General features: G+C 69.4%; 20 protein-coding genes and 1 tRNA gene. 5 read left to right on the forward strand and 16 right to left on the reverse strand.

Going from position 1 to position 24,859, the window contains the following annotated elements:
• Positions 1 to 534 (reverse strand): metal ABC transporter permease (locus EIO58_RS02655; RefSeq protein ID WP_164861506.1); only part of this gene is annotated, 534 nt, incomplete at its 3' end.
• Between the two features lie 50 nt (positions 535 to 584).
• On the opposite strand from EIO58_RS02655, the gene aztA reads away from it, so the two are divergent.
• A complete protein-coding gene (gene aztA / locus EIO58_RS02660) occupies positions 585 to 1,253 on the forward strand; it encodes a zinc ABC transporter ATP-binding protein AztA (protein WP_127818150.1) in 669 nt (222 codons plus the stop codon).
• A 17-nt stretch (positions 1,254 to 1,270) separates the two neighbouring features.
• Here aztA and EIO58_RS02665 read toward each other — a convergent pair whose 3' ends face one another.
• Complete coding sequence (locus tag EIO58_RS02665; RefSeq protein WP_127818151.1) at positions 1,271 to 1,828, reverse strand: YbaK/EbsC family protein; 558 nt, start codon at positions 1,826 to 1,828, stop codon at positions 1,271 to 1,273.
• 62 nt (positions 1,829 to 1,890) lie between these two features.
• Between EIO58_RS02665 and EIO58_RS02670 the strand changes: the two genes are divergently transcribed.
• Complete coding sequence (locus EIO58_RS02670) at positions 1,891 to 2,298, forward strand: META domain-containing protein (RefSeq protein ID WP_127818152.1); 408 nt, start codon at positions 1,891 to 1,893, stop codon at positions 2,296 to 2,298.
• Positions 2,299 to 2,410: 112 nt separating this feature from the next.
• Here the strand turns inward: EIO58_RS02670 and EIO58_RS02675 are convergent, their stop codons facing one another.
• The 5 genes from EIO58_RS02675 to EIO58_RS02695 form a co-directional block, all read right to left on the reverse strand.
• On the reverse strand, positions 2,411 to 8,728 hold the full coding sequence (locus EIO58_RS02675) for an SdrD B-like domain-containing protein (RefSeq protein WP_127818153.1): 6,318 nt from the start codon (positions 8,726 to 8,728) through the stop codon (positions 2,411 to 2,413).
• A gap of 482 nt (positions 8,729 to 9,210) precedes the next feature.
• Positions 9,211 to 9,295, reverse strand: a tRNA-Tyr gene (locus tag EIO58_RS02680).
• 89 nt (positions 9,296 to 9,384) lie between these two features.
• Positions 9,385 to 10,296: a PfkB family carbohydrate kinase gene (locus tag EIO58_RS02685; protein WP_127818154.1), complete on the reverse strand. Its 912-nt coding sequence runs from the start codon at positions 10,294 to 10,296 to the stop codon at positions 9,385 to 9,387.
• Complete coding sequence (locus EIO58_RS02690) at positions 10,293 to 10,793, reverse strand: FBP domain-containing protein (protein ID WP_127818155.1); 501 nt, start codon at positions 10,791 to 10,793, stop codon at positions 10,293 to 10,295. The genes EIO58_RS02685 and EIO58_RS02690 overlap by 4 nt, the downstream gene beginning before the upstream one ends.
• 72 nt (positions 10,794 to 10,865) lie before the next feature.
• Positions 10,866 to 11,777, reverse strand: coding sequence for a bile acid:sodium symporter family protein (locus EIO58_RS02695; protein WP_127818156.1), 912 nt, complete (start codon positions 11,775 to 11,777; stop codon positions 10,866 to 10,868).
• 81 nt (positions 11,778 to 11,858) lie between these two features.
• Between EIO58_RS02695 and EIO58_RS02700 the strand changes: the two genes are divergently transcribed.
• A complete protein-coding gene (locus EIO58_RS02700; RefSeq protein WP_127818157.1) occupies positions 11,859 to 12,605 on the forward strand; it encodes a class I SAM-dependent methyltransferase in 747 nt (248 codons plus the stop codon).
• Positions 12,606 to 12,618: 13 nt separating this feature from the next.
• Here EIO58_RS02700 and EIO58_RS02705 read toward each other — a convergent pair whose 3' ends face one another.
• The 4 genes from EIO58_RS02705 to EIO58_RS02720 form a co-directional block, all read right to left on the reverse strand.
• The gene (locus EIO58_RS02705) at positions 12,619 to 14,535 is read right to left on the reverse strand and encodes an alpha-amylase family glycosyl hydrolase (RefSeq protein WP_127818158.1); all 1,917 of its coding nucleotides are present in this window, start codon (positions 14,533 to 14,535) and stop codon (positions 12,619 to 12,621) included.
• 95 nt (positions 14,536 to 14,630) lie between these two features.
• Positions 14,631 to 15,527, reverse strand: a complete 897-nt coding sequence (locus EIO58_RS02710; RefSeq protein WP_127818165.1) for a sugar ABC transporter permease — start codon at positions 15,525 to 15,527, stop codon at positions 14,631 to 14,633.
• A 109-nt stretch (positions 15,528 to 15,636) separates the two neighbouring features.
• Positions 15,637 to 17,253 carry an ABC transporter permease subunit gene (locus EIO58_RS02715; protein WP_127818159.1) on the reverse strand — a complete coding sequence of 539 codons (1,617 nt, stop codon included), beginning with the start codon at positions 17,251 to 17,253 and terminating at the stop codon, positions 15,637 to 15,639.
• Between the two features lie 80 nt (positions 17,254 to 17,333).
• Positions 17,334 to 18,557 carry a sugar ABC transporter substrate-binding protein gene (locus EIO58_RS02720; protein ID WP_127818160.1) on the reverse strand — a complete coding sequence of 408 codons (1,224 nt, stop codon included), beginning with the start codon at positions 18,555 to 18,557 and terminating at the stop codon, positions 17,334 to 17,336.
• A 236-nt stretch (positions 18,558 to 18,793) separates the two neighbouring features.
• Between EIO58_RS02720 and EIO58_RS02725 the strand changes: the two genes are divergently transcribed.
• Positions 18,794 to 19,282 carry a YajQ family cyclic di-GMP-binding protein gene (locus EIO58_RS02725; protein WP_127818161.1) on the forward strand — a complete coding sequence of 163 codons (489 nt, stop codon included), beginning with the start codon at positions 18,794 to 18,796 and terminating at the stop codon, positions 19,280 to 19,282.
• 268 nt (positions 19,283 to 19,550) lie between these two features.
• Here the strand turns inward: EIO58_RS02725 and EIO58_RS18625 are convergent, their stop codons facing one another.
• The 5 genes from EIO58_RS18625 to EIO58_RS02745 all read right to left on the reverse strand — a co-directional run bounded on the left by EIO58_RS18625 (position 19,551) and on the right by EIO58_RS02745 (position 23,716).
• On the reverse strand, positions 19,551 to 19,712 hold the full coding sequence (locus tag EIO58_RS18625; RefSeq protein ID WP_164861505.1) for a hypothetical protein: 162 nt from the start codon (positions 19,710 to 19,712) through the stop codon (positions 19,551 to 19,553).
• Positions 19,713 to 19,777: 65 nt separating this feature from the next.
• On the reverse strand, positions 19,778 to 21,151 hold the full coding sequence (locus EIO58_RS02730) for an FAD-dependent oxidoreductase (protein ID WP_127818162.1): 1,374 nt from the start codon (positions 21,149 to 21,151) through the stop codon (positions 19,778 to 19,780).
• A gap of 95 nt (positions 21,152 to 21,246) precedes the next feature.
• The gene (locus EIO58_RS02735; RefSeq protein ID WP_127818163.1) at positions 21,247 to 22,302 is read right to left on the reverse strand and encodes a polyprenyl synthetase family protein; all 1,056 of its coding nucleotides are present in this window, start codon (positions 22,300 to 22,302) and stop codon (positions 21,247 to 21,249) included.
• 9 nt (positions 22,303 to 22,311) lie between these two features.
• Complete coding sequence (locus EIO58_RS02740; protein WP_274543183.1) at positions 22,312 to 23,061, reverse strand: demethylmenaquinone methyltransferase; 750 nt, start codon at positions 23,059 to 23,061, stop codon at positions 22,312 to 22,314.
• 28 nt (positions 23,062 to 23,089) lie between these two features.
• Positions 23,090 to 23,716: a DUF402 domain-containing protein gene (locus tag EIO58_RS02745; protein ID WP_240658535.1), complete on the reverse strand. Its 627-nt coding sequence runs from the start codon at positions 23,714 to 23,716 to the stop codon at positions 23,090 to 23,092.
• Positions 23,717 to 23,738: 22 nt separating this feature from the next.
• Between EIO58_RS02745 and EIO58_RS02750 the strand changes: the two genes are divergently transcribed.
• On the forward strand, positions 23,739 to 24,859 hold a 1,121-nt coding region (locus EIO58_RS02750), incomplete at its 3' end, for an isochorismate synthase (protein WP_240658536.1).

Below are 24,859 nucleotides of genomic sequence, written 5' to 3' on the forward strand. Positions count from 1 at the left end.
CGCCTGTGCCGCTCGGGGCGCGAGCCCCAGCACCGCCGCCGTGCGGGGGTCGATCGCCAGCGCGACCAGAGGGCGGCGGGCTGCGGCCGCGAGGACGAGACCGGCGGCGGTCGCGAGCGCGAGGCCCACGAGATCGGGGGCGGAGATCGCCAGGATGTCGCCGAAGAGGATGGCCGTGGCATCCGTCGCGAAACTGCCCGAATGCGAGATCACAATGATGCCGAGCGCGAGCATCGCGACGAAGAGCATCCCGATGCTCGTGTCGTACGACAGGCCGCCTCGGCGCTGCAGCGCCCCGATCCCGAGGCTCATGGCGATGGCGCTGACGGTCGCGCCGAGCACGACCGGGAAGCCGAGCACCGTCGCGAGCGCCACTCCGGGAAGCATCCCGTGCGCGAGGGCTTCGCCGAGGAAGGCCATGCCGCGGACGACCACCCACGTACCGACGACCCCGCACAGCACGGCGACGAGCGCGCCGCCGACGAGGGCGCGCTGCACGAAGTCCAGCGAGAAGGGTTCGACGATCCAGGTCACGAGGGACGACGGTAGCGTTATTGATAACGATTCTCAAACTCGATAGGCTGATGCCTGTGACCACCGCGATCCACTCCGCGCAGATCGCCGAGGTCGACGGCATCCACGTCGAGCTCGGCGGGCGCGACGTGCTCCGTCACGTCGACGCCGTGGTCTCGCGAGCGCAGCTCACGGTGATCGCGGGCCCGAATGGCGCCGGGAAGTCCACGCTCCTCGAAGTGCTCGCGGGCACGCGTCTGCCCACCGCGGGCCGAGTCGTGGTCTCGGCGCAGTCCTCGAGTTTCGTCCCCCAGCGCGTCGCGGTTGCCGAGAGGCTGCCCGTGACCGTGCGGGATGTCGTGACGGTGGGCGCATGGGGGCGCCTCGGTCCGTGGCGTCGCGTGGATGCGATCGCGCGGGGCGCCGTCGACCGCGCCCTCGAGGACCTCGACCTGACGGCACTGCAGCGACGCCCGTTCGGCGAGCTCTCAGGGGGTCAGCGGCAGCGCACGCTCCTCGCGCAGGGCCTCGCCCGCGGCGCGGAGCTGCTTCTGCTCGACGAGCCGACCACGGCGCTCGACGCCGATAGCGCCGCACGCATGCGCTCGGCGATCCAGAGCGAGGTCCGCCGCGGTGTGGCAGTCGTCTGCGTCACGCACGACGAAAGCCTGATCGCCGTGGCCGGCCGGGTGATCCGCCTCGATGCCGGCGAGCTGGTCGACGGCCCGATCGCGGGCTGACGAAGGCGCCGGATGCCTCAGCCCAGGGCGCGCCCGAGTCCCTCGACGACCTCGGCTCCCGGCAGCTCGAGCAGCGTCTCACCCGGGAGGAAGAGCTTGCTGCCCCGCACTCCCCCGCCGATGACGACCTCGGGCGCCTGGGCCACCGCGGGGTCCACGAGGATCGGCCATCCGTCGGGGAGCCCGACCGGAGTGATCCCGCCGTACTCCATCCCGGTGAGCGCGACCGCCTCGTCCATCGGGGCGAACGAGGCGCTGCGCACGTCCAGGCGCCGGCGGACCACGCCGTTGACGTCGGCGCGCGTGGTCGCGAGCACCAGGCACGCCGCGAACCGCACGTCGCCGCCGCGCCTGCCCTTCACGATCACGCAATTGGCCGAGGCATCCGGCGCCACGTCGTAGCGCTCGCAGAACGCCGCCGTGTCGGCGAGGGCCGGGTCGATCTCGGCCACGCCGATCGTCACGGCGAGTTCGTGAGTGAGCCGCTGCAAGACCTTGGAGACGGGAGCTGCGACGAGTTCCGGATGCTGCGTCGCCGGGTGTGCGGTCAGGGTGCCGGTCGCGCTCCACATCATCGGCCCAGACTAGCCGCGCCCGATCCCGGGCGTGCGTCAGGGTGCCGTGCCATCATGTGCCCATGCCCCGTCGTCGCACCTGGACAGTCCCGGCCGCGCTCGCGGGGGCCCTCAGCCTCCTGCTCACCGCTTGCGCGCCCGGACGCGGAGTCATCGGACCGGGCGCGCCCGCCCTTCACGGCGGCGACCCGGTCGGCCAATGGGGCGAGATCGCCGACCGCAGCGCCTACATCACCATCCTCCCCGATGGGACGATGGGCGCCCACGACGGCTGCAATTCCATGGGCGGGACGTGGGAGGTCGAGCAGGGAGTGGTGCAGTTCGACGACGTCCTGATGACCCTGGTGGCATGCCCGGGCCACGAGGCGTGGCTGCGACCGGCAACCGCGGTCGTCCGCGGCGACACGCTGGTGGTCTTCGATCAGAACGGTGATGCCGGCGGTACGCTCCCCCGCGTCGTCGATGAGTGAGCGCGAGACGGGGCACGGCGATCGACGGAACCCGCGCATCGCGCCCATCGCGCGAATCCCGCTGCTCGCTGCGCCCCGTCGCTGCGCTCCCGCAGCGACGGGGCATAGGGGGTCAGGTCCAGGTCGGTCGCCTCCTGAGGCGTGCGGCGATCAGGAGACCCGAGCCCGCGAGGAGCATCGCCACGCTGACGACGAGAATCCGCGGGTCCAGGGTGGCGCCGGTGTCGGCGACGGCGCTGGGCGGGGTGAGTCCTGGTTCGAGCACCTGGAAGAACACCGTGGACGCAGGCTCCACCGGAGCGTCGGTCGTCTGCCCGGCGACATCGGTCGTGGGCGGTCCATTCAGGAGCGCCATGATCGGGAAGGCGTAGTTGCCCGCGGACGGTGTCCAGGTGAGTTCACACGTCACCGAGTCCTCGGGGGCCAGTGTCACCATCGAGCCGCAGTCGAGCGCACCCAGCGAACCCCTGTCGAGCGAGTCCATCGTGAGCGGAACGTTGCCCGCGTTGCGGATCACGACTCGGAGGGTCAGCTCCGTGCCGTTCGGGAAGACCGGCCCAGGGGCGTTCCCGGCATCCTCGCCGTCGACCGTCGCGACGATCTCGGCGGAGAGCTCGGCGCCGAAGTAGTGCGAGACGTCGGACGCCGTGCGTTCCGTGACGGCCAGTACCGTCGGCCCTCCGCTGTCGCGGGGAACGACTCGAGCCGCCACCGTGCCGAGGTTCTCGTACTGTCCGGCCACGGCGGTTCCGTCGAGGACGCAGACGAACTCGCTGTGCGGGGCGAGGACGGTCGCGGGACACGTGACCGTCCCGGCGACGCTGTCCGTCACGAGGATCTCGTCGAGTTCCGTGTCGCCGTTGTTGATGACCCGGTAGGTCCAGCGCACCGGATCGCCGACCGCGACGTAGGGGCCGGGTGCCGTCTGCGCGTCGAGCGTCTGGGTCGCCACGACGATCTGCAGATCGGCGGCACGCTCGCCGAAGCCGTAGCCGGAGGCGTCCTGTCCAGCACCGAGCACGATGCCCGTCACGGCGTTCGTCGCCGCGGTCCCTCCTGCGGCGCCGGTCACGGTCGCCCCGTCGGACCAGTTGTCGAGGTCCTCTTCCGTGATCGTGTAGGTGCCGGGCTCCAGGCCGCCGAAGACGAAGGAGCCGTCCGCCGCGGTGACCGTCGTCCGGTTCTGGGAGCCGCTCAACGCGATCTCCACGCCGGCGATCGGCGCTTCACCCGCATCCTGCACGCCGTCGTCGTTCGCGTCGTGCCAGACGATGCCACGGATGATCGACAGCGGGATCTCGGCGAAGAGATAGCCGTCAGCCGAGGCGGTGAGCACGACATCGTCGATGCGGTTGGCGGCGGCGGTTCCGCCCGCTGTGCCGGCGATACTCGCCCCGTCGATGAAGCCGGCGAGCGGCTGCCCCTCCTCTACGACGGAGTAGGTGCCAGGCGCGATGCCCTCGAACGACCACGTGCCGTCCGCGGCGGTGACGGTCGTCCCGACGGTCGCGTCCGTCATGTCGCGGAGAGTGAGGGTGACACCGGCGACTCCGTCCTCAGCCGCGTCGTGCACCGCGTCCCCGTCGAGATCCTCGAACACGAGGCCGCTGAGAGAGACGGGGGCCCGCTCGCCGAAGAGATAGCCGGTCGCCGCGACTCCCGATTGCATGACGATGCCCGACACGACGTCGTCTCCGACCGTACCGCCTGCGGATCCGGCGCTGTCGCTGCCGTCGAAGTAGTCCACCGGCTGCGTCTCGGTGATCGTGTACGTGCCGGGGAGCACGGGGAAGCTGTAGTCGCCGGCGACTGTCGCTGTGGTCAGGTTCACGGCGGCACCGAAGGCATCCGTACCGGTGAGGGTCACGGCCACGCCGTCGATGCCCGGCTCGCCCGGAGCCCGCGCGCCGTCACCGTCGGTGTCCTCGTACACGACCCCGGCAATGCTGGAGCTTTCGAAGTCGCCGAACAGGTATGCGGTGGCAGCCTGGCCGACGGTCAGGTCGATCCCGGTGATGTCGCCGGATGCGGCGGAGGTGTTGTCGACCGTACCGCCTGCCGAGCCCGCGGTCTCGAGGCCGTCGACATAGCCTGGCGCCTCGGTCGCGGTCACCGTGTACGTGCCCGGCCGCAGCATCCCGAAGGAGTATGCGCCGTCGGCATCCGTCACCACCGGACCCACGTCGGCTGCCCCGGAGAGCGTGACCTCCGCTCCAGGGATCCCAGGCTCGCCCGCATCCTGGACGCCGTTCGCGTTGACATCGTGAAAGACGATGCCGGTGAGGCTTGCCGGCGGGAGCTCGGCGAACGTGTACCCGTCCGTGTCCGCGGTAGGACCGACCGCGATCCCCGTGATGGTGTCCCCTGAGACCGAGCCCTCGGAGCCGTTCGTCGCGGTGGTGCCGTCCAGGTATCCGGTCGGCTGCGTCTCGGTGATCTCGTAGGTGCCCGGGGCGAGTCCGGCGAACACGAAGCGTCCGTCGCCGAGCGTCGTGGTGGTGAGGTCGGCGTCACCGCTGAGGGTGATCGTCACGCCGGGGATCCCGGGCTCGCCCGGATCCTGGGTGCCGTCGCCGTCGAGGTCCTCGAAGACGATGCCCTCGATCACCTCGGGCTCGAACAGGCCGAAGAGGTAGCCCACACCGTTCTCGCCGGCGGCGAGCGGGATGGCCGTGATGGCGTTGCTTCCGACATCCCCGGCCGTGCCACCTGCGGAACCGACCACGTTGCGCCCGCCGAGCGTGCCCGGCGGCGGCGCGATCGCGAGTTGGTAGTCGCCCGGACGGATACCCGGGAAGGAGTAGGCGCCGGTGCCCGATGTGGTCGTGGTCACGGAGACGGCCTGACCGAGGTCGTCGGTGCCGGTGAGGGTGACCTCGACACCGCCGACGCCGTCCTCATCCGCGTCGATCGCACCGTCGTTGTCCCGGTCGCCGAACACGGTTCCCGCGAGAGAGGAGGTGGCGAAACCGAAGTCTCGGGCGGTGACGTCGGTGCCGAGCGGCAGCGTGACCTCGAACGAGCCGTCAGGCGCGGTGGTTCCGTCCGGGTCCGCCGTCAGTGCATAGGCGGCGTCGACCGCGCGGGCGCTCGCCTGGTCGACCGTCACCGTGAACGTGCCGGCCGGGAGCCCCGGAATGGTGTAGGCGCCGTCCGCATCGGTGACGGCCGACCGGTTCACGACCTCGCCGCTCGCGGTGGCGGTGCCGGTGAGCGTCACCGTGACGCCCGCCAACCGGACGCTCTCGCCGCCGCCGATCGTGCCGTCGGCGTTCGCGTCTTCCCAGACCGTGCCGGAGATGCTCGACGCGGCGAACTCGACGGCGTCGCCGGAAATCTCCACCGGCGTGATGACGGTGATGACCCGCGCGACCGCGGTGTTGGTCATGCGCTGGCCGGCTTCGGCGCCGTCGGTCGCGAATCCGAGGCGGACCGTCTCCTCTTCGCCGGTGCGGAGGAGCCCCGAGATGACGCGCACCGCAGTCGCGTCGGCGAGAGTCGCCGGGCATCCGGGGTCGCCGAGGTCGGCGAGGACGCACCAGACAGTCGCCCCGCCTTGCAGGTTGCTCGCCGCGTACGGGTCGCGCTCGATGTCGGTCGGCACGCGGTCGGTGACGTAGAAGGTCGTGCCGTTGCGCGGCGGCTGGAAGGCCTCCGAGACGGGGAGCTCGTTGGGGGTGCCCGAGAGGGCGTCGGTGGACGTCAGACCCGTCAAGGCGATCGTCCCGGAGAAGTCCGACTCAGGGTCGCGCCCGTCGCCCGGGTACGGCAGCACGTCTACGATGTCGACGCCGGGGAAGTCGTTGCTCGTCGTGTTCGCGTAGGTCAGGTTCCACCCGACCTGGGCACCCGCGACGCCGTCGTCCGCCCCCGATTCAACCACCGTCGACAGCGCCTCCTTGAACGAGGCGAGTGAGAGGAAGGCATTCCCGATCGTCACGCCGACATAGTCCGATCGACGGTTGCGACCCTGGCTGAAGCATCCGCCGTAGTCCGCCGGCGCCGGGATCTGGGTGACCGTCTCGACCGGCACGTTCGAGGTGGGCGGGATCGAGAACTCCGGGAAGGTCCCGCAGGCGGTGAGAGGGGGGTCGGTGTCGATCTGCTCCCCCGTCGGCGACACGGACTCGGCGATCATCGTGCTCCAGTTGACGCTCGGGGTGGGCGCGAGCGGGTCCGCCTCCGCGGTGAACGAGAACGGGTCAGTCTGCGTGACGCCGTTGGTGGTTCCGGTGATGTCGCCGAAGTCCCACACGATCACGGTCGCGCCACTCGGCTGCGGCAGCACGTGCTCCGGTGTCACGGTTGCCGAGCCGCCGACGTACCGCATGCCAGCGGGCAGGTGATACACGATGCGGAGCGGCTGCGTAGTCGCGACGTTCTCACCGAACCCGACAGCGCCCCGCAATGTGTAGGTCGCCCGGTTCTGGCCCGGTGCCCCCGCCTGCACGGTGCTCGGGGTAACGCTGAGCACGTCGACCGCGGTATCGACGTCGATCCTGCCCGCGATGACGGGGCCGGTGTACGGCGCCTTCGTCCAGGGATCGACGGTGCTCTCCGGATACTCGTGCCCTGCGACATCGCCGAGCCGGGTCGTCGCGTAGATCGTCTGGCCGGCCTGCGTGGACGCGTCGCGGTAGACCGAGCGAGCGGTCAGGTGGAACTTGACGCCCACGACCATGTTGGGCTCGATGACGTCGCCCACGAATGTGACACGGACGCGGTTGATGACGTCGAACGGATCGGAAAGGCCCAGCGTCGCCGCGTACGCGGCGATGGCCGGATCATTCGGATCGGTGTGCCACCCGGTCGTGGTGTCCGCATCCCCGCACCCGGCATCCTCGAGCGCGGTCTGCTGCGCGGGCGCCTCGGTCGGCGTCGCGCCGCCCAGGTCGCCCGCCGCGAATTCGACCACATACGAGCCGGGGTCCACCGCGAAGTTGTTCGTGTTGTTGTACCCGGCCCCAGGCTCGAACGGCGGTGCCGTGATGGGGTCGCCGATCGGGCCCTGCGTCGTCGCCACGACATACGTGTCCGCGGGCACGGCGGCATTCGCGGTGAACGGCGAGATGCGCTGCGTGGTCACGTCGAAGACATCGCAGACCTGCACGTCGTTCTGAAGCACGGTGCCGGTGTTCTGGAACCTCACGAGCGAGACGAACGATCCGCCGCGCGTCGTCGTGCCGATGGCGTTCGGGAACGCTGCCGCATACGGGTTCGCGACATCCGCGATGGGCCGCTTCGCGATCGCGCGATTGTCATCATTGATGATGACCCCGTGAGCGGCCGCGTTGTTGTTGGTCGGCTCGGTGCTGTCCAGATAGTTGCTGACGCCGTTCACGTCCACCGGATCGAACCCGCTCGCCGTCACCGTCGGCGCAGTCGTCGTTCCGGCGGGAACCGCAGCGAGCGGTACCCACATCATGATCCAGACCCCGGCGTCGAACCCACCGGCGATGACGGGTGGGGTGTTCATCGTCACCTGGACCGGCGTGCCCGGTCCGCCAGGTTGCGTGCAATCGAAAGTCGCCCCTGGCACGGGGTTGTACTGGTTCGACACGCTCACGGGAACACTGGTGTACGCGGGAACGGCGGGACTCGCCGCGGCGCGGTCGGGGCCGCACCCGTCCTGCCCGTAGTTGCCCCAGTTGAGCAGGCGATACCCCGAGGTGTCGATCGTCGGCGATGACATCGATTCCGACCACGCCACGCCCGATGGCAGCGGCGAGTACGCTCCTGCATTCTTCCCGGGTGCCACTTGCGACGAGGTCGGGATCGCGAAACCGGGTTCACCGCCGGGGCCGCGGTAGAAGAACGGGCTCGGGAGGACGTTCGCGATGAAGTTCTTCTGAAGGTTCCACAGCGGCGCGCTCGACGACGTGAACGTCGCCGTGCTCGCGGCGGCGACCGGGGCGCTCGACGCCGACTCGATCGTGCCGGTCACGGTGAAGGTGTACCCGTCGAACGCATAACCCTGCAGACCGATGAACGCCGTCACCGAGCCGTCCCCCGCCCCTTGCGGATTGGCAATCAGGCAGTTGAGGGTACGGAGGTTGTCCGTGCGCGTCGACCCCGAGGCACAAGCGGGCGGAATGCTCGTCCAGATGGCGATCGGCCCGCCGTTCGCCTCCGGGAGGGTTGAGCGCAGCACGACACCGGTATCGGCGCCGTCGAAGGCGAAGCCGAAACGGACGTGCGCGATGTCGCCGGTGCGGAGGATCTGGTCGGCCGCCGAGAGGCTCACATCTTGCCCGGGACAGTGCGCCGTCGCCGTCGATCCCTGTGTCGAACAGGTCGCGGGTGCATCCGCCGCGCTGATGCCTGAGTTCGCGCGCGTCGCCGTGAGGGTGTACGTCGCGGCAGATGCCGGCGTCACCCCGACGATCACCGTCGACGCGGCGAGAAGGAGGGCGACGAAACCCCCGAGCATGCTTCGAACCCAACGAGTTTCACCGATGCGCAACTGCTGACTCCCTACCCCCACGTTTACGACAGCACCCCACCGTCGCAGGATTCGCCAGCTTCTCAGCAGGACGCGTTCGCGCCGAATGGCCAATCCAGATCGAACGATATCGGCACCGACTGGCTTTCGTTGCGCATTTCGGGTTCGTTGCCGTGTCGCATGATGTCAACGGCGCAACCATTCCGGGCGAAAAGGCGAACAGGTCGACCTTCAGACGGCACCCTGCCTCCGTGCGTTCACGAAAGGTTCATTCGCAGGACGACAGATCTTCAGCTCCGCGCCGGAGCGAGGGGCGTCCGGCCCTCTGGTGGCGGCATAGCCGTCGTCGCACCAGCCTCCAGCGGTCCTCGAAAGCCTGCCCTGACGAGAACGACCGCAGATCTCTGCGGTCGTTACGTGTTCATGATTCTTCGAGCTCGGTGTCCGAGGACTTCGAACAACGCGAGGTGTGGTGGCGAGTGAGGGATTCGAACCCCCGAAGTCGATGACAGCTGATTTACAGTCAGATCCCTTTGGCCGCTTGGGTAACTCGCCGAGTGCGCACCCGCCCGGCTTGTACAGTCGACCGGAGGCGCGATCCACAATCCTACGCTGTCTTTCGCGCGGTTGAAAATCGAGCCGGACTAGGTGCCGACGGTGTCCGGATCGACCGCGACGAGCGCACTCGGGGTGCGCAGCAGCGCCCCCTCGAACCGGCACGTCGCGGCCGCGGCGTCCATCGCCGCCTGCAGCACCGCACGCCAGTAGTCCGCCCCCGACGGCTCGTCGGTGACGAGCGCGGCGATGGTCGCGGCGAACGCCGCGTCGCCGGCGCCCATGGTGTCGACGACTCGGCCGGGGAGGTTCGAGACGGGCCGGGTCACCACTGTGCCGTCGGCCTCGATGGTCGCGCCCGCCGCACCCTCGGTCGCAAGCACGGCGCGGGCCCCGAGATCGATGAGACGCGCCCGCAGTGCGTCGAGGCGCTCGCCGTAGAGCAGGGCCGCGTCGTCCTCGCCGACCTTGACGAGCGCGGCTCCGGCGGCGAGGCGCTCGAAGCCGCGCACGAACTCGGCCTTGTCGTGCAGCATCCCGGTGCGCGGATTGGGGTCGACGGCGACGGATGCCCCGACCGCAGCGACGGCGGCGGCCAGGTCGGCGGTCTGCTCGGCGTCGTCGAACGCGAAGCAGCTCACGACCACGAGATCGGCATCCGTCATCGCCGCCCGCTCGGCGTCGCCGAATCGGATGCGCCGGCGCTGTGCCGCCTCGTTGAACTCATATGTCGGCTCGCCGCCGCCGGTGCGGGTGCTCACGGCGCGCGCCGTGCCGTGCAGCGACGGCGTGGCGATCAGGCCCACGCCGTAGTCGTCGAGGTAGTGACGCACGCGCGAGGCGGGCTCGTCGTCGCCGAGTATCGCGAGCAGAGTCGCACGCACGCCGAGACGCGTGAGGCCGACCGCGACGTTGAGTGCCGCACCGCCCACGAACTCGCGCACGCCGGAGTCGTCGCGCAGCTCGTCGATGAGCGCGTCGCCGATCACGACGACGCTCATCGCGGCACCCCGGCGGTCTCGAGCACGCGTCCGACGAACGCCTCGGTGCGCCGCTTCGTGCCGTCGATCTTCATGTCGACGCTCGCGCGCACCTCGTTCGGTGCGAGCGGGGCCGCGAGCCTCACCATCTCGTGGCACGACAGGTCGGCGCAGATGTACGTGCCGACGCTGTCGCCGTGGGCTCCGGCCTCGCCGGCCTTGCGGGCGTTGAAGAGCACGACCTGATCGGCCGGCTGCATGGTGTGGCAGAGGTTGCACATGGCCGCGCGGGCGCGTGACGCACCGTCGGCGGAGCGCAGCACGATGCCCGTCGGTTGGCCGTCGAGCTCCGCGACCAGGTAGCCGCGGCCGCGCGTTCGCGGGTCGCGCCACGCCAGGAAGTCCAGGTGGTCCCAGTCGGTGAGCACGAAATCGGCGGGCAGCGTGACGAGCCGCAGCTCGTCGGGCGACGCGTTCACGAACGACGAACGCACGTCCTCTTCGGTCAGCGGGCGCATGGCACCTCCTCGCCCGCCCAGTCTACGAACGACGGATGCCTCCGCCACCCCGCAAGCCGTCGCACATCGCCGTCAGCCTGCCCCTGACGCGGCCACTTCAGACGGTTCGGCGCCCCGGGCGGGGTCGGCGGCACCGCCGGAGCGGTCGCGGATGAGGAAGCCGAAGCCGAACGCGATGAAGAACATCAGCACGCCGTACACGGCGGCCGGCAGCGACAGCTCGACCGAGCCGAGCACGGTCTGCGCGATCACGATCGCGAGGGTCGCGTTGTGGATGCCGATCTCGAACGACGACGCGATCGACTGGCGCCTGCCCACCTTGATGAGGCGCGGCGCGAGGTAGCCGATCGTGAGGCTGATCACGCAGAACAGGATGGTGATGAGCGACAGTCGGCCGAAGTTCTCGATCAGCAGCGTCCAGTTCTGCGCGACCGCACCGGCGATCACGACGACGAGGATGATGACCGACGCGATGCGCACCGGCTTGTCCATGGCCTTGGCGAAACGCGGCCAGAAGCGGCGGACGACCATGCCGGCGGCGACCGGCAGCAGCACGATCGCGAACACCTCGAGCGTCTTGGCCCACTGCAGGCCCAGCTGGTCGTCGAACGGGTCGAAGTACAGGATCGCGAGGTTCGTGATGATCGGCAGCGTGAACACCGCGATGACGGAGTTCACCGCGGTGAGCGAGATGTTCAGGGCGACGTCGCCGCGGAACAGGTGGCTGTAGAGGTTTGCCGTGGTGCCGCCGGGTGACGCGGCGAGCATCATCATGCCGACTGCCAGCACGGGTGGGAGCTGGAACGCGAGCACGAGCCCGAAGCAGATCGCGGGAAGCAGGACGAGCTGGCACAGCAGGGCGACGATCACCGCCTTCGGCTGCTTGAGGACGCGGGCGAAGTCACTCATCGTGAGGCTCAGGCCGAGGCCGAGCATGATGATTCCGAGGGCCACGGGCAGCCCGATGGTGGTCAACGCTGACATGGGACTCAGTGTGCCCGACAGAGCGACCCGGTGTCATCCGCCGAGAGCGAATCGTTGTGCGAACGCGGCTATGGTGGCCGCATGGTGGACGGGGTGGATGCTCAGGGCTGGTCGGACGTGGCGGTCGGATGGGCCGAGCTGTGGGGCTCGTTCGCCGAGCCCGCGCAAGACGCGCTGATCGCCGCGAGCGCCATCGGCCACGGCATGGCGGTCCTCGACGTCGGCTGCGGCAGCGGTGAGTTCCTCGCCCGCCTGCGCCGCGTCGGCGCGGAGCCGGTCGGAGCGGATCCCGCACCGCACATGGTGGCGGCGGCATCCGTCCACGCCGACGTCGTGCTCGCCGACGCCGAGCGCCTTCCCTTCGAGTCGGGGCGGTTCGACGTCGTCACGGCCGTGAACGCGCTGCAGTTCGCCGGTAACACCCCTGCCGCCCTCGCCGAGTTCGCCCGCGTGCTGGCGCCAGGCGGACGGATCGCGATCGCGAACTGGGCCGAGGGCGCACACAACGACATCGACGTCATCGAGCGCGCCGTCGCGGCGGCGCTCGACGAGGAGCAGCTGCCGGACGGCCCGCTGCGCCCCGCGGGCGGGCTCGAACAGGCGATGACGGATGCCTCACTCGAGGTGCTGTCAACGGGCATCGTGGACGTCCCCTGGCGCGCGGCCGGCGAAACCGTGCTCGTGCGCGGCATCCTGCTGGGCGAGGACGCCGCGACGATGGCCGAGCTGCACTCGGTCATCGTCGAGGCAGCCGCCCCGTTCCGCACCTCCGACGGTGGCTACGTGCTGCGGAACGCCTTCCGCTGGGCGGTCGCTCGCCCGCGCTGAGCCGGTCTTCCGGTCAGGCGTCCGCGCCGCCCGAGGGCACTGCGACCCCGGCGAGGCGCCACACCGCGAACGCAGGGCCGTCGGCCGACAGCAGCACGGCGCCGTCGTCGGCGACCGCCAGCGTCGCATCGCCGAACAGGGCCTCGGCCCCCGCCGCACCGGGAAGAGCGGATGCCGGGATCTCGGCATCCGCGTCGCCCTTCGCCGCCAGCACGAGCAGGGTCTCGTCCGACGACTCGCGCACGAACGCCACCGTGTCGTCGTCGACATGCACCCAGCGCAGGCCGCCGGTCGCAAGCACAGAGTGGGCGTGACGCAGCGCGATGAGGTCGCGGTACAGCGCGATGCGCGCGGCGGTGTCGGGCTCGGTTTCGGTGCCCCACGGGATCGGTGTGCGGCTCGACTCGCCGTCGGCGCCCTCGAGACCGAACTCGTCGCCGGCGAACACCACCGGCAGTCCCGGCATCGTCATCGTGAGCCCCACCGCGAGGGGAATCGTGCCGGGCGCCGCATTGGTCGCGAAGCGGCCGGTGTCGTGCGTGTCGAGCGGCTGCATGTTGCCGAGCCGCACGCGCCACGGGATGCCGCCGGTGAAGCGCACGACCGCGTCGACGAACTGGCGCGCGGTGTAGCGGGGGATGCCGCCGATCGGCTGCGTGAAGAACCACGGCTCGGTCTCCTCCTCGCCGTGAGCGGTGAGGTAGGGCGCGCCCGTCGGCTCGGAGAGCCAGCCCCACAGCGGGCGCGTGAACGACGGATACGTCATCGCGCCGTGCCAGCCGTCGCCCTGCAGATCGCTCGTCGCGTCGTTCGTGGACTCGCCCAACAGGATCGTGTCGGGGTTGATCTCGATCATCGTCCGACGCAGCAGCTGCCGCACGTCGGCGTTGAGGTCGATCTCACCGAGACGGCCGGTCATGTTGGCGACATCGATGCGCCAGCCGTCGGTCGAGAACGGCGGCTTCAGCCACTTCGCGACCACAGAGTCGGGGCCGTCGACGAATCGACGGCGCAGCTCCTGCGACGCCCAGTTGAACTTCGGCAGCGTCGGAGTGCCGAGCCACGACTCGTACTGCGTGTTCGCGTCGTCGGTGAAGTAGTAGAACTCCTCCTCGGGCGCACCGGGGTGGCCGAAGGCCGCCCGGAACCACTCGTGCCTGTCGCCGGAGTGATTGCTCGTGAGGTCGCCGATGACCCGGATGCCGCGGGCATGGGCCGCCTCGACGAGCCGGATGTAGGCGTCGTCGCCGCCGAGCAGCGGGTCGACGCTGTCGAAGCTCGAGGCGTCGTAGCGATGGTTCGAGGCCGCCGGGAAGATCGGGGTGAGATACAGCAGGTTCACGCCCAGCGACACCAGGTGGTCGAGCTTCTCGATGACGCCCTCGAGGTCGCCGCCGTAGAACTGGTGCGCGCGGCCCGGCATGACCGGGTCGACGGGCGTGTCCCAGCTCGCCGCGATCGCCCACTCCGGCGTCGGGTGCGTATCGGCCTGCGCCGAGCGCGCGAAGCGGTCGGGGAACACCTGGTACATCACGGCATCCGTCAGCCACGCCGGCGGCGGCGAGTAGGTGAGGAGGGCGAAGTCCTCGGCGTCCAGCGTCTCGAGCGTGTGCAGTCCGGTCTGGTTGAGCCACTCCACACGGCCGTTCCCCGCGCCCTCCGCACTGTGCACGAGGAGCCAGCGGTAGCCGTGGCGCGGGTTGCGCACCGTGACCGGTGCTTCCCACCACTCCCAGCCGTCGGTCGCGCCGAGACGCACGGCATCCGTCCATTCCGGCTCGTGGTCGGGATTGGAGCGCGTGCGGACCGCCGCGAGCGGCCCGTAGCCCTCCGGCACCCGCAGCCGCACGGTGACGACGTCGCCGAGCGACGGCGCGAGGTCCGACACGTGCAGCGGCGAGCCGTCGTGGTGAGGAAGAAGGGGTCTCATGCTCTGGCCTTTCGTCGCACGGGCGGTGGCCGTTCTCGCCTCGATCCTGGCAGACGGATGCCGCGGCCCGGCGACCGGGCGTCATACCGGCTGCGTCAGCCCTTCGTCGCGCCCGCCGTCAGCCCGCCGACGATGTACTTCTGCAGGAGCAGGAAGAGCACCACCACCGGGATCGCCGCCATGACGGCGCCGGCCGAGAATGCCGCCCAGTCGGCGTAGCGAGGGTTCGACACCAGCTTCGTGAGGCCGACCACGAGGGTCTGCTTCTCGGGATCGATCAACATGATGCTGGCGATCACGAACTCGTTGACGATGCCGATGAACGACAGCAGACCGACGACGGCGAGGATCGGGGCGACCAGCCGCAGGATGATCGTGAAGAAGATGCGCGCGTGCCCCGCGCCGTCGATCTTGGCGGCCTCGTCGAGCTCCTTCGGGATCGTGTTGAAGAACCCGTACATGAGGTAGGTGTTCACGCCCAGCGCACCACCCAGATAGATGAGGATGAGGCCGGACAGGGTGTTCAGGCCGATCGCCGCGAACCAGTCGCCGATCGAGCTCATCATGAGGAAGATCGCGACGACGGCGAGCAGCTGCGGGAACATCTGCACGACGACGATCGTGATCAGGCCCACGCGGCGACCTGTGAAGCGCATGCGCGAGAACGCGTATGCGGCGAGCGCCCCGATGAACACCATCGTGAAGCCCGTGACGGTCGCCACGATCAGCGTGTTCAGGAACCACATCGCGTACGGGATGCTGGGGTCGGTCAGGATGCGCACGTACGCGTCGAAGCCGACCTGCGAGAAGAGCTGGTTGCTGCCGGTCAGCGTGCCGCGCGGGTTCAGCGACGCCGAGAGCACGTAGAGCAGCGGGAAGATCGCGAAGATCGACACGACGATCGCAACGAGGTGGCGCCAACCGGTGTCGGCGAACCAGCGGCCGAACGGCCGGCGACGCACGGGCTTCTCGGCGCGTGAGGAAGGCGTCATGCCGGGCACGGCGCTCTCGAACTGCTCGGCGGAGCCGCCCGCGGCCACCGCGAGGGCGCTGCGCTGGGCAGTCGAGGCGTCTGGCTGAGGGAGTCGAGCCTCGGTCATGTCAGTTCAGCTCCTCGAGGGCTTTGGTCTTGCGGAAACTGACGATCGAGATGACCGCGACCACGATGAAGATCAGGATCGTGAACGCCGACGCGAGTCCGTAGTCGCGATTCTGCCCGGTGAAGGCGACCTTGTAGACCATCGAGATGAGGATGTCGGTGTGGCCGACCGGGAGCGACACGTCGGCGAAACGCGGTCCGCCGTCGGTGAGCATGTAGATGAGGTTGAAGTTGTTGAAGTTGAACGCGAACGACGCGATCAGCAGGGGCGTGACGGTCACCAGCAGCAGTGGCAGCTTGATGCGCCGGAAGATCTGCCACGGGTTCGCGCCGTCCATGACGCCGGCCTCGTTGACCTCGTCGGGAATGCCCTGGAGGGCGCCCATGCACACCAGGAACATGTAGGGGAAGCCCAGCCACAGGTTGACGATCAGCACCGACACCTTGGCCAGCCAGGGGTCGGTGAGCCACGGGATGGACGCGCCGTTGAAGAGGACCTGGTTGATGAACCCGAAGCTCTCGTTCATCATGCCGGCCCAGATCAGCGCCGACAGGAACGCCGGGAACGCGTACGGCAGGATCATCATGATCCGGTAGCCGTTCTTGAACCGCATCCGCTTGTTCTGGAACACCAGGGCCAGCAGCAGGCCGAGGAAGAAGGTGGACGCCACCGAGATCGCGGCGAAGACGAAGGTCCACGCCGTCACTGCAAGCAGCGGCCCGCGAATGGTCGCATCCGTGAGGGCCCGCACGAAGTTGTCGAACCCGACGAAGACCTGCCACCCCGGCAGCAGCTGCTCCCCCTCCTCCGACGTGAACGCACCGTCCCCGTTGTCGGCGTACACCGTGCCCGTCGTCGCGTCGGTCATGGTGTCGGCGACCGGGTCGTACTCGAGCGTCGAGGTGTAGAGGAACCCCTTCTGCCCGTCCTGCGTGCGGATCGCCCCGTCGTTGGGGTCGTCGCTGTACGCGACGGCCAGCTGCTCGATCTCGTTGCTGCGAGAGAGCACGTCAGCGAAGGTGAGCGATGTCCAGCCGTCGACCGCGACGGCCTTGCCGCCCTCCATCGTCGCGTCGACCGGTTCGAGAGGCTGGACGTTGGTGCCCAGCGACACGTCGTCGTCGGTCGGGTCGGTGACGAGCAGGCCGAGCTCGCCGAACCGCTCGACCACCTTCACGTCATAGGTCGGCGAGTCTTCGACTCGGACCAGTGACGAACGCATCAGCGAGGCGATGGCCTGGTCCTTGCTGCCGTTGTGCCCTGTGCCGTAGTTGGTGAAGCCGATGTAGGCGGTGTAGACGAGCGTGAAGATCTGGAAGACGACGAGCAGGATGATGCCCGGCGTCAGGTATTTGCCGGGGATGCGCTTGCGCGAGAAGTAGATCCAGTTGACGAGGAGGGTGACGGCGGTCACCAGCGAGAGGACCAGCCACTCGCTGTACAGGAAGAGGACGAAGACTGCGTACAGCGCGACCGCGTCGACGATCGCCAGCAGCGCGATCTTCAGCACGAGCCAGCGCATCCGGCCCGATGCGGCTTCCGCGATTCGCGTCGCGCTGCGCTGGCCCGGGGTCTGCGGCGGCGCCTCGGCCGTCTCGGCGGGGACAGTGTCGGTCATGGATCGTCCTCATCATCGGGACCGGGACGGATGCCTCGGCATCCGTCCCGGTCGCGGTCGCGGTCGTCGACCGCCGGGTGTTACTCGACGGCTGCCGTCACGTCGTCGACGAGCTTCTGCCACGTGGCAGTGGGGTCGGCGCCGTTGATGATGGCGGCCTCTGCGACACCCCAGTACTGCCACACCGAGCCCATGGCGGGGATCGCGGGCATCGGCACCGCGTCGGCGCCGACAGCCTGGAAGCCGGCGATGATCGGGTCGGATGCGGCGGAGTCAGCCGCAGCGGTCAGGGCGGGAAGGATGTTGCCGGCCTCGAAGAGCTCGAGCTGGACGTCCTCGGTGCCGAGGTAGTTCACCAGGAAATCGTTCGCGGCGACCTTGTTGTCGGACTCCGAGCTCACGAAGAAGCCCTTGACGCCGGCGAACGGCGACGCGACGCCGCTGGACGGGCTCGGGATCTGGTCGATCGCGACGTTGATGCCGCCCTCGGTCGCGGTGGCGACGTTCCACGGGCCGGTCAGCCAGAAGGCCGCCTCGCCGTCGAGGAACATCGTCTTGGCGATGTCGCCGTCGATGTCGGTGTTGAAGTTGCCTGCGGCGCCCTGGGCGCCCAGCCACGTGGCGAACTCGAACCCGCCCTGGTCGCCCAGCATGAGGTTGGCCGGGTCGTAGTTGCCCTCGGCGTCGGTGCCGAACACCGGAGCGCCGAACGCCGTCTGGAACGGGTACAGGTGGTACGGGTTGCCCTCGGCGCCCTGCTCGACCACGAACGGCGTGGTGAGCCCGGCCGCCTGGCCCTTGGCGATCATGTCGTCGAAGCTCGTCGCGGCCTCGGGGATGAGGTCGGCGTTGCGCAGGATCGCGATGTTCTCGACCGCGTACGGGAGCATGTAGACCGTGCCGTCGTAGGTCGACGCCTGGAGCGCCACCGGGAGGTAGTCCGCGGAGGTGTCGCCGAGCTCGATCGGGGCGACGACGCCGTTGGTCGACAGCTCGCCGAGCCAGTCGTGCGCGCCCATGACCACGTCGGGACCCTTGCCGGTCGGCGCCTGCTGGATGAAGTCGTCCTTGATGTCGGCGACGTCCTTGCCGACGAGGTCGACCTCGACTCCGGTCTTGTCGGCGTACGCGTCCGCAGCGCCCTGCAGGGCGTCCACGCGCTCGGCGTCGACCCACACGGTCAGCGTCGCTGCGGCCTCGGTCTCTTCGTTCTCAGGGGTGCCGCCGCCGGCGCATCCGGCGAGCACGATCGACGCGACGGCGATGCCGCCGAGCGCGAGCCAGCCCTTGTTGTTCACCTTCATCGGTGGTGTGCCTCTCTGGAGTGCTGAGTGAGTCCGGCCGCGCCGCCGGTTCGCGACAGTGCGGGCTTCGACTCTCGCCTGCGATTGCAAGCGCTTACATTCTGACTCACGCCTCGGAATCTGGCAACACCGGCTATGCATCGATACGCGGCTGTGATTTTCAGTTCGTTCATGGAATCGCTTGCACGGTCTCGTGTCCCCGCACAGGGAAGGGCGGCGCGGATAGACTGCCGCGCATGGCAGATTCCTCCTTCGACATCGTCAGCAAAGTCGACCACCAGGAGGCCGACAACGCGCTCAACCAGGCCCGCAAGGAGGTCGAGCAGCGCTACGACTTCAAAGGCACCGGCGCCTCGATCGAGTGGAGCGGCGAGGCTGTGCTCATCAAGGCGAACTCCGAGGAGCGCGCGAAGGCCGTGCTCGACGTCTTCCAGTCCAAGCTCATCAAGCGCGGCATCTCGCTGAAGAGCCTGGAGTCGGGCGACCCCGTCGCCAGCGGCAAGGAGTTCCGGATCACGTCGACGATCAAAGACGGCATCTCGTCTGAGAACGCGAAGAAGATTTCGAAGATCATCCGCGACGAGGGCCCGAAGTCGGTGAAGTCGCAGATCCAGGGCGACGAGCTGCGTGTGCAGTCCAAGTCCCGCGACGACCTTCAGGAAGTGCAGCGACTGCTGAAGGCCGCCGACCTCGACGTCGATCTCCAGTTCGTCAACTACCGGTAGCGCCGTCACCTGAAAGAGCGGATGCCTCGATCGAGGCATCCGCTCATCTCGTTGCCGCACAGAAAGGCAAAGGCCCCGGGTGCTGGGGACACCCGGGGCCTGTCGTCGTCGATATATCGCTCGTCCACCCCCCGGCAAACGGCATCGGACGACGTGATTTGGGAAGGAACTTTGGGGAGGGCCTTCCCGTGAGGTGCTGGGGACACCTCGTGTAGAAGCATAACCTGATTGGTAGAACCATGGATGTCCCCTCTTCGGGGGACATCTGTCAGCCGGGTGCGACAGAACCGGGATTCGGCATGCTGCGCACCAGGGTCGCGACCAGAGGCCCCGACTCGTCATCGACTCCGAGCGGCAGGGTCAGCTGCTCGAACGGCGGCCCCAGCACGTCGGGGAATCCACTGCAGGAGCCGTCCGGCCATGGGCTCATCCGAGAAGCGCGGGCGCTTCGACCGGCGCAACGATCGGCTCCGGCTCAGCGAGCGCGGCTCGGGTTCACTCGCCGCGCGAGATGCTCACCATCTCGCCGCGCGGCACGACCTTGATGCGGACGCGCTCATGCGGCGCGCCGAGCGCCATCTCGTGCTCGTCGAGCCTGTGCCAGCCCTCGAGGTCGGTCCAGGCGACGCCGCGAGAGGCCAGCAGCTCGGGAATCGCCTGCTCGGAGGGATCGGCCGGCTGCCACCACGTGCCTTGGTCGTTGATGAGGTGGCGGATCGTCTCCATCGCATCGGACTTGGTGTGTCCGATGAGGCCGACCGGGCCGCGCTTGATCCAGCCGGTCGCGTACACCCCGTTCACGCGTTGGTTCGAGTCCGTGCTCAGCACCTGGCCCTCGCGGTTGGGGATCACGCCGTGCCGCTTGTCGAACGGCACGCCCGGGAGCGGGGATCCGAAGTATCCGACCGCGCGGTACAGCGCCTGGATCGGCACCTCGCGGATCTCGCCGGTGCCGATCACGCCGCCCTCCTCGTCGGGACGCGTGCGCTCGTAGACGAACGCCGACACCCGGCCCTCGGCATCCGTCTTCACCTCGATCGGCTTGGCGTAGAAGTGCAGATGCAGGCGTCGCGACGCCGTGCCGCCGGCGTTGTTGACGGAGTCGCGCTTGCGCCACGACTGCAGCACCCGGTCGATCACCATGACCTGCTTGTTGCTGGCGATCGCGGCTCTCGAGGCCTCGTCATAGTCGAAATCCTCGTCGTACACGACCATGTCGACATCGCGAAGCTCGCCGAGCTCGCGCAGCTCGAGCGGCGTGAACTTGACGTTCGCGGGTCCGCGGCGGCCGAACACGTGCACGTCGGTCACCTTCGACGCGATGAGCCCCTCGTAGACGTTGTCGGGGATCTCGGTCGGCAGGAGGTCGTCCGCGTGCTTGGCCAGCATCCGCGAGATGTCGAGCGCGACGTTGCCGTTGCCGATGACGGCGACGGATGCCGCATCCAGCGGCCACTCGCGCGGAACATCAGGGTGCCCGTCGAACCAGCTGACGAAGTCCGCCGCGCCGTACGAGCCGATCGCGTCGATGCCGGGGATGTCGAGGCCGGAATCGCGGACCGCGCCGGTCGCGAAGATCACCGCGTGGTAGTGGCGCTTGAGGTCTTCGAGGGTGATGTCCTCACCGAAGCGGACGTTGCCGAAGAGGCGGATGTCGCCGCGGTCGAGCACCTCGCGCAGCGCCGTGATGATGCCCTTGATGCGCGGGTGGTCGGGCGCCACGCCGTACCGGACGAGGCCGTAGGGCGCCGGCAGCTGCTCGAAGAGGTCGATCGAGACGTCGAACTTGCGCTCGGCCTTCAGCAGGATGTCGGCGGCGTAGATGCCCGCGGGTCCTGCGCCGACGATCGCCAGCCGGAGCTTGGTCATGTGGATCCTTTCGGGGGCGGCGTCACATCTTGTCGGTCCCTGAGCTTGTTGCGGGATTTGGTGCCCCGGCCGTTCGACAGGCTCAGGGACCGGAACTAACTGGAGCGGTCGGCGACGGCCTGCGCGAATCGGGTCAGGCCCTCACGCACGGGTCCGTCGGGTAGGGGTGCGAGGGCATCGATGGCCTCCTGCGACCACGCGTGCGCGAGATCGCGGGTGGCCCCGGTGGCCTCATGCTCTCGCAGGCGCGCGAGCGGCTCGTCGAGGATCGCAGGGTCGGCGCCGTCGGCGATCTGCGCTACGCCGTCGTCGATCCGGGCGTGCAGGTCTTGAGACGCGGCATCCGTCCTCTGTCCGAGCACGAGGTAGGGCATGGTGGGCACACCCGCGCGCAGGTCGGTGCCGGGCACCTTGCCAGTCTCGTCGGGGTCTGCCGACAGATCGATGACGTCGTCGAGCAGCTGGAACGCGACTCCGGCCTTCTCGCCGAACGTCATCATCGGGTGCTCGAGCTCCTTCGGTGCCCCCGAGAAGATGATGCCGGCCTGCGCCGCCGCCGCGATGAGCGAGCCCGTCTTGTCGGACAGCACCTTGAGGTAGAACTGCGCGGGGTCGTCACCCTCGGCCGGGCCGACCGTCTCGTGCATCTGCCCGAGCACGAGGCGCTCGAACGTGTCTGCCTGCAGGTGGATCGCACGGTCGCCGTGGCGCGCCATGATCTGGCTGGCTCGCGAGAACAGCAGATCACCGGTGAGGATCGCGACGCTGTTGCCCCACACGGAATGCGCGCTGGGCACGCCTCGGCGCTTGTCGGCGGCATCCATGACATCGTCGTGATAGAGCGAGCCGAGGTGGGTCATCTCGAGAGCGGTGGCTCCTTCGATGACGTCGTCGGTGATGCCGTCGCCGAGCTGCGCCGTCAGCAGCGCCAGCATCGGGCGCACGCGCTTGCCGCCCGCCTCGTAGAGGTAGCGGCTGGTGGCGTCGGCCAGCGCATCGGTCACGCGCAGCTCGCTTTCGAGCGCGCTGTCGACGCGCTTGAGGCCCTCCTCGACGCTCGCCCGGAGCTTGCGCGAGCGCGGCCCCGCGAAGACGCGGTCGTTGAGGCCCAGCTTGCCCGCGATATTCGAGCCCGGCGCGGTCGGAGTCACGTCCCCAGCCTACCGGGGGCCGGTTGCCGCACCGGGCTTGGTCGCTCGGTGCAGGGCGACGATGCCCATCGAGAGGTTGCGGTAGGCCACGTCGGTCCAGCCCGCCTCCCGGATCCAGGCCGCGAGCGTGGGCTGGTCGGGCCAGTCGCGGATCGACTCGTTGAGGTAGTCGTAGGCGTCGGCGTTGGAGCTCACGGTCTTGGCGACGACCGGCAGCACGCGGTCGTTGTAGAAGCGGTAGAGGCCGCTGAACGTCTTCGACGGCGGATGCGAGAACTCGCAGACCACGAGGCGTCCGCCGGGCTCGGTCACCCGCAGCATCTCGCGCAGCGCCTTCTTCGGCTCGACGACGTTGCGCAGCCCGAACGAGATCGTGACCGCGTCGAACTTCTCGTCGCCGAACGGCAGTGCGGTCGCGTCGGCTTCGACGAACGACAGATTCGGGAAGCCGCGATGCTTGCGCCTGCCCTCCGCGATCATGCCGGGCGAGAAGTCGGCCGCGACGACAGACGCGCCGCTGCGCGCCAGCGCGACGCTGGACACCCCGGTGCCGGCGGCGAGGTCGAGGATGCGCTGTCCGCGCCGCGGGGCCACGGTCCGGGTCATGGCTGCCCGCCAGAGACGGTCGTTGCCGAGACTGAGGACGGTGTTCGTGCGGTCGTACCCCGCCGCCACCTGGTCGAACATGCCGCTCACGCGCGCCGGGTCCTTGCGCAGGTCGGCGCGGTTCGGCTCATGATCGGAGGGGTGGGATGCCACGGCTCCGAGTCTAGGCGGCGGCGGGCGATCAGCCCCGGCCGGGCGCGTTCGCGGGGGGAGGAAAGTGAACGGGTGGCGGCGGTGCGACCGCCTCGAGCGCGGCCAGCCGCGCGAGCCAGGCATCCGGGGTCGCGTCGTCGAAAGGCGCCTCGGCGGCGGCGACGCGGCGCTCGAGATCGACGGCCAGCGCTTCGAGCCTGTCGACGATGTCGTGCGGGTAGCCGTACGCGACGCGGTGCTCGTTCCACTCGTCGCGGTCGTCGATGTACAGCCCCCGGCCGTCGATCGCCTTGACGACGTCGAGGTCCATGTCGATGCCGCGCGGCTCGCGATGCTCCCAGCGGATGTCCCACGCGATGTCGATGTAGGTGCGCACCCGCCGGGGCGCGCCGTGGATCGTCATCGCGAAGTCCCCGCTGGGCGGCAGGAGCGTGACGTTGGGGCCGTCCGCCGTCAGCTCCAGCCCTGGACGCACGTTGCGCCAGCCGTCGGGCTGCCCGACCCAGTCGCCCCACCGGTCGCTGCCGAGGTAGATGCAGTCGTTGACCCAGTGCGGACCGCCGTCCCATTTGCGCCAGCGGAACTGCAGCGCACTGCCGATTTCAGGACGGTCGGAGCGTGGGAGCAGGTGCTCTGCGGCGGCGCTGTCGGTCACGCCGCGAGTCTAGGCTTGAGTCGTGACATCTTCGCGCCGCCCGCCTCAGCTGGTGGTCGAGACCCGCGAGATCGAGCCTGTCGACGACCTCCTCGCGTACACGTCTCCGAATGAACCGCTGGCGTGGCTGCGCCGAGGCGACGGCATCGTCGGAGTGGGCTCCGTCGGCGGCTACGAGAACGGTCCGCTGCTGCCGCCCGGAACCGACCGGGAACGGATGCCGTCACCCGCCGACGCGTGGCGGGGGCTGGCCGACGGTGCCGTGGTGGACGACCCGGTGGACCTCCCCGGCACGGGCCTCGTCGCGTTCGGCACCCTCGCGTTCGACCCGCGCTCGACGGCGACGAGCCGGCTCGTGATCCCGCAGCTCGTCATAGGCCGGCACGAGGGCCGCTCGTGGGTCACGCGCATCCGCTCGACCGCCGCAGACCTCGAGGCGCCCGCTCTTGAGCCCATCCCGTACGGCCCGTACTGGTCGGGCACGCTCGGCCCCGGCGCGCTCGATCCCGCGGGGTACCAGGCGGCGGTGCGCGCCGCCGTCGACGCGATCCTCCGCGGCGAGCTCGACAAGGTCGTGCTCGCGCGAGACCTCGTGGGCACGATCCCCGCCGGCGCGGACCTCCGCCGGCTCGTCCGCGCACTCGCGCACGACTACCCCGACACGTGGACCTACGCCGTCGACGGCCTCATCGGCGCAAGCCCCGAGACCCTCGTGACGGTCTTCGGCGGCGCGGTGACCGCGCGTGTGCTCGCCGGAACGATCCCGCGCGGAACCGACGCGGTCGACGATGTCGAGGCATCCGCAGCCCTCGCGCACAGCGCGAAAGACATCGAGGAGCACCGCTACGCCGTGCAGAGCGTGCTCGACACGCTCGGCCCGCACGTGACGGGCCTGCGCGCCGACGCCGAGCCGTTCACGCTCGAGCTGCCGAACCTGTGGCACCTCGCCACCGACATCGCCGGCGAGATCGCCGACCACGCGTCGTCACTCGACCTCGTCGCGGCGCTGCACCCGACCGCGGCGGTGGCCGGGACGCCGACGGATGCCGCGCTCGACGCGATCCGCCGGCTCGAGCCGTTCGACCGCGGCCGCTACGCCGGTCCGGTGGGCTGGGTCGACGGCGACGGCGACGGCGAGTGGGC

This window comes from Microbacterium sp. CPCC 204701 (assembly GCF_004010105.1).
GTDB lineage: Bacteria > Actinomycetota > Actinomycetes > Actinomycetales > Microbacteriaceae > Microbacterium.

Bases quoted from the DNA above. Each gene is read 5' to 3' on its own strand.
- EIO58_RS02700 (WP_127818157.1), top strand. From the start codon at position 11,859: ATGGTGGACGGGGTGGATGCTCAGGGCTGGTCGGACGTGGCGGTCGGA.
- EIO58_RS02730 (WP_127818162.1), bottom strand. From the start codon at position 21,151: ATGACCAAGCTCCGGCTGGCGATCGTCGGCGCAGGACCCGCGGGCATC.
- EIO58_RS02715 (WP_127818159.1), bottom strand. From the start codon at position 17,253: ATGACCGACACTGTCCCCGCCGAGACGGCCGAGGCGCCGCCGCAGACC.
- aztA (WP_127818150.1), top strand. From the start codon at position 585: ATGCCTGTGACCACCGCGATCCACTCCGCGCAGATCGCCGAGGTCGAC.
- EIO58_RS02690 (WP_127818155.1), bottom strand. From the start codon at position 10,793: ATGCGCCCGCTGACCGAAGAGGACGTGCGTTCGTCGTTCGTGAACGCG.
- EIO58_RS02685 (WP_127818154.1), bottom strand. From the start codon at position 10,296: ATGAGCGTCGTCGTGATCGGCGACGCGCTCATCGACGAGCTGCGCGAC.
- EIO58_RS02725 (WP_127818161.1), top strand. From the start codon at position 18,794: ATGGCAGATTCCTCCTTCGACATCGTCAGCAAAGTCGACCACCAGGAG.
- EIO58_RS02720 (WP_127818160.1), bottom strand. From the start codon at position 18,557: ATGAAGGTGAACAACAAGGGCTGGCTCGCGCTCGGCGGCATCGCCGTC.
- EIO58_RS02705 (WP_127818158.1), bottom strand. From the start codon at position 14,535: ATGAGACCCCTTCTTCCTCACCACGACGGCTCGCCGCTGCACGTGTCG.
- EIO58_RS02675 (WP_127818153.1), bottom strand. From the start codon at position 8,728: ATGCTCGGGGGTTTCGTCGCCCTCCTTCTCGCCGCGTCGACGGTGATC.
- EIO58_RS02670 (WP_127818152.1), top strand. From the start codon at position 1,891: ATGCCCCGTCGTCGCACCTGGACAGTCCCGGCCGCGCTCGCGGGGGCC.
- EIO58_RS18625 (WP_164861505.1), bottom strand. From the start codon at position 19,712: ATGAGCCCATGGCCGGACGGCTCCTGCAGTGGATTCCCCGACGTGCTG.
- EIO58_RS02665 (WP_127818151.1), bottom strand. From the start codon at position 1,828: ATGATGTGGAGCGCGACCGGCACCCTGACCGCACACCCGGCGACGCAG.
- EIO58_RS02695 (WP_127818156.1), bottom strand. From the start codon at position 11,777: ATGTCAGCGTTGACCACCATCGGGCTGCCCGTGGCCCTCGGAATCATC.
- EIO58_RS02710 (WP_127818165.1), bottom strand. From the start codon at position 15,527: ATGACGCCTTCCTCACGCGCCGAGAAGCCCGTGCGTCGCCGGCCGTTC.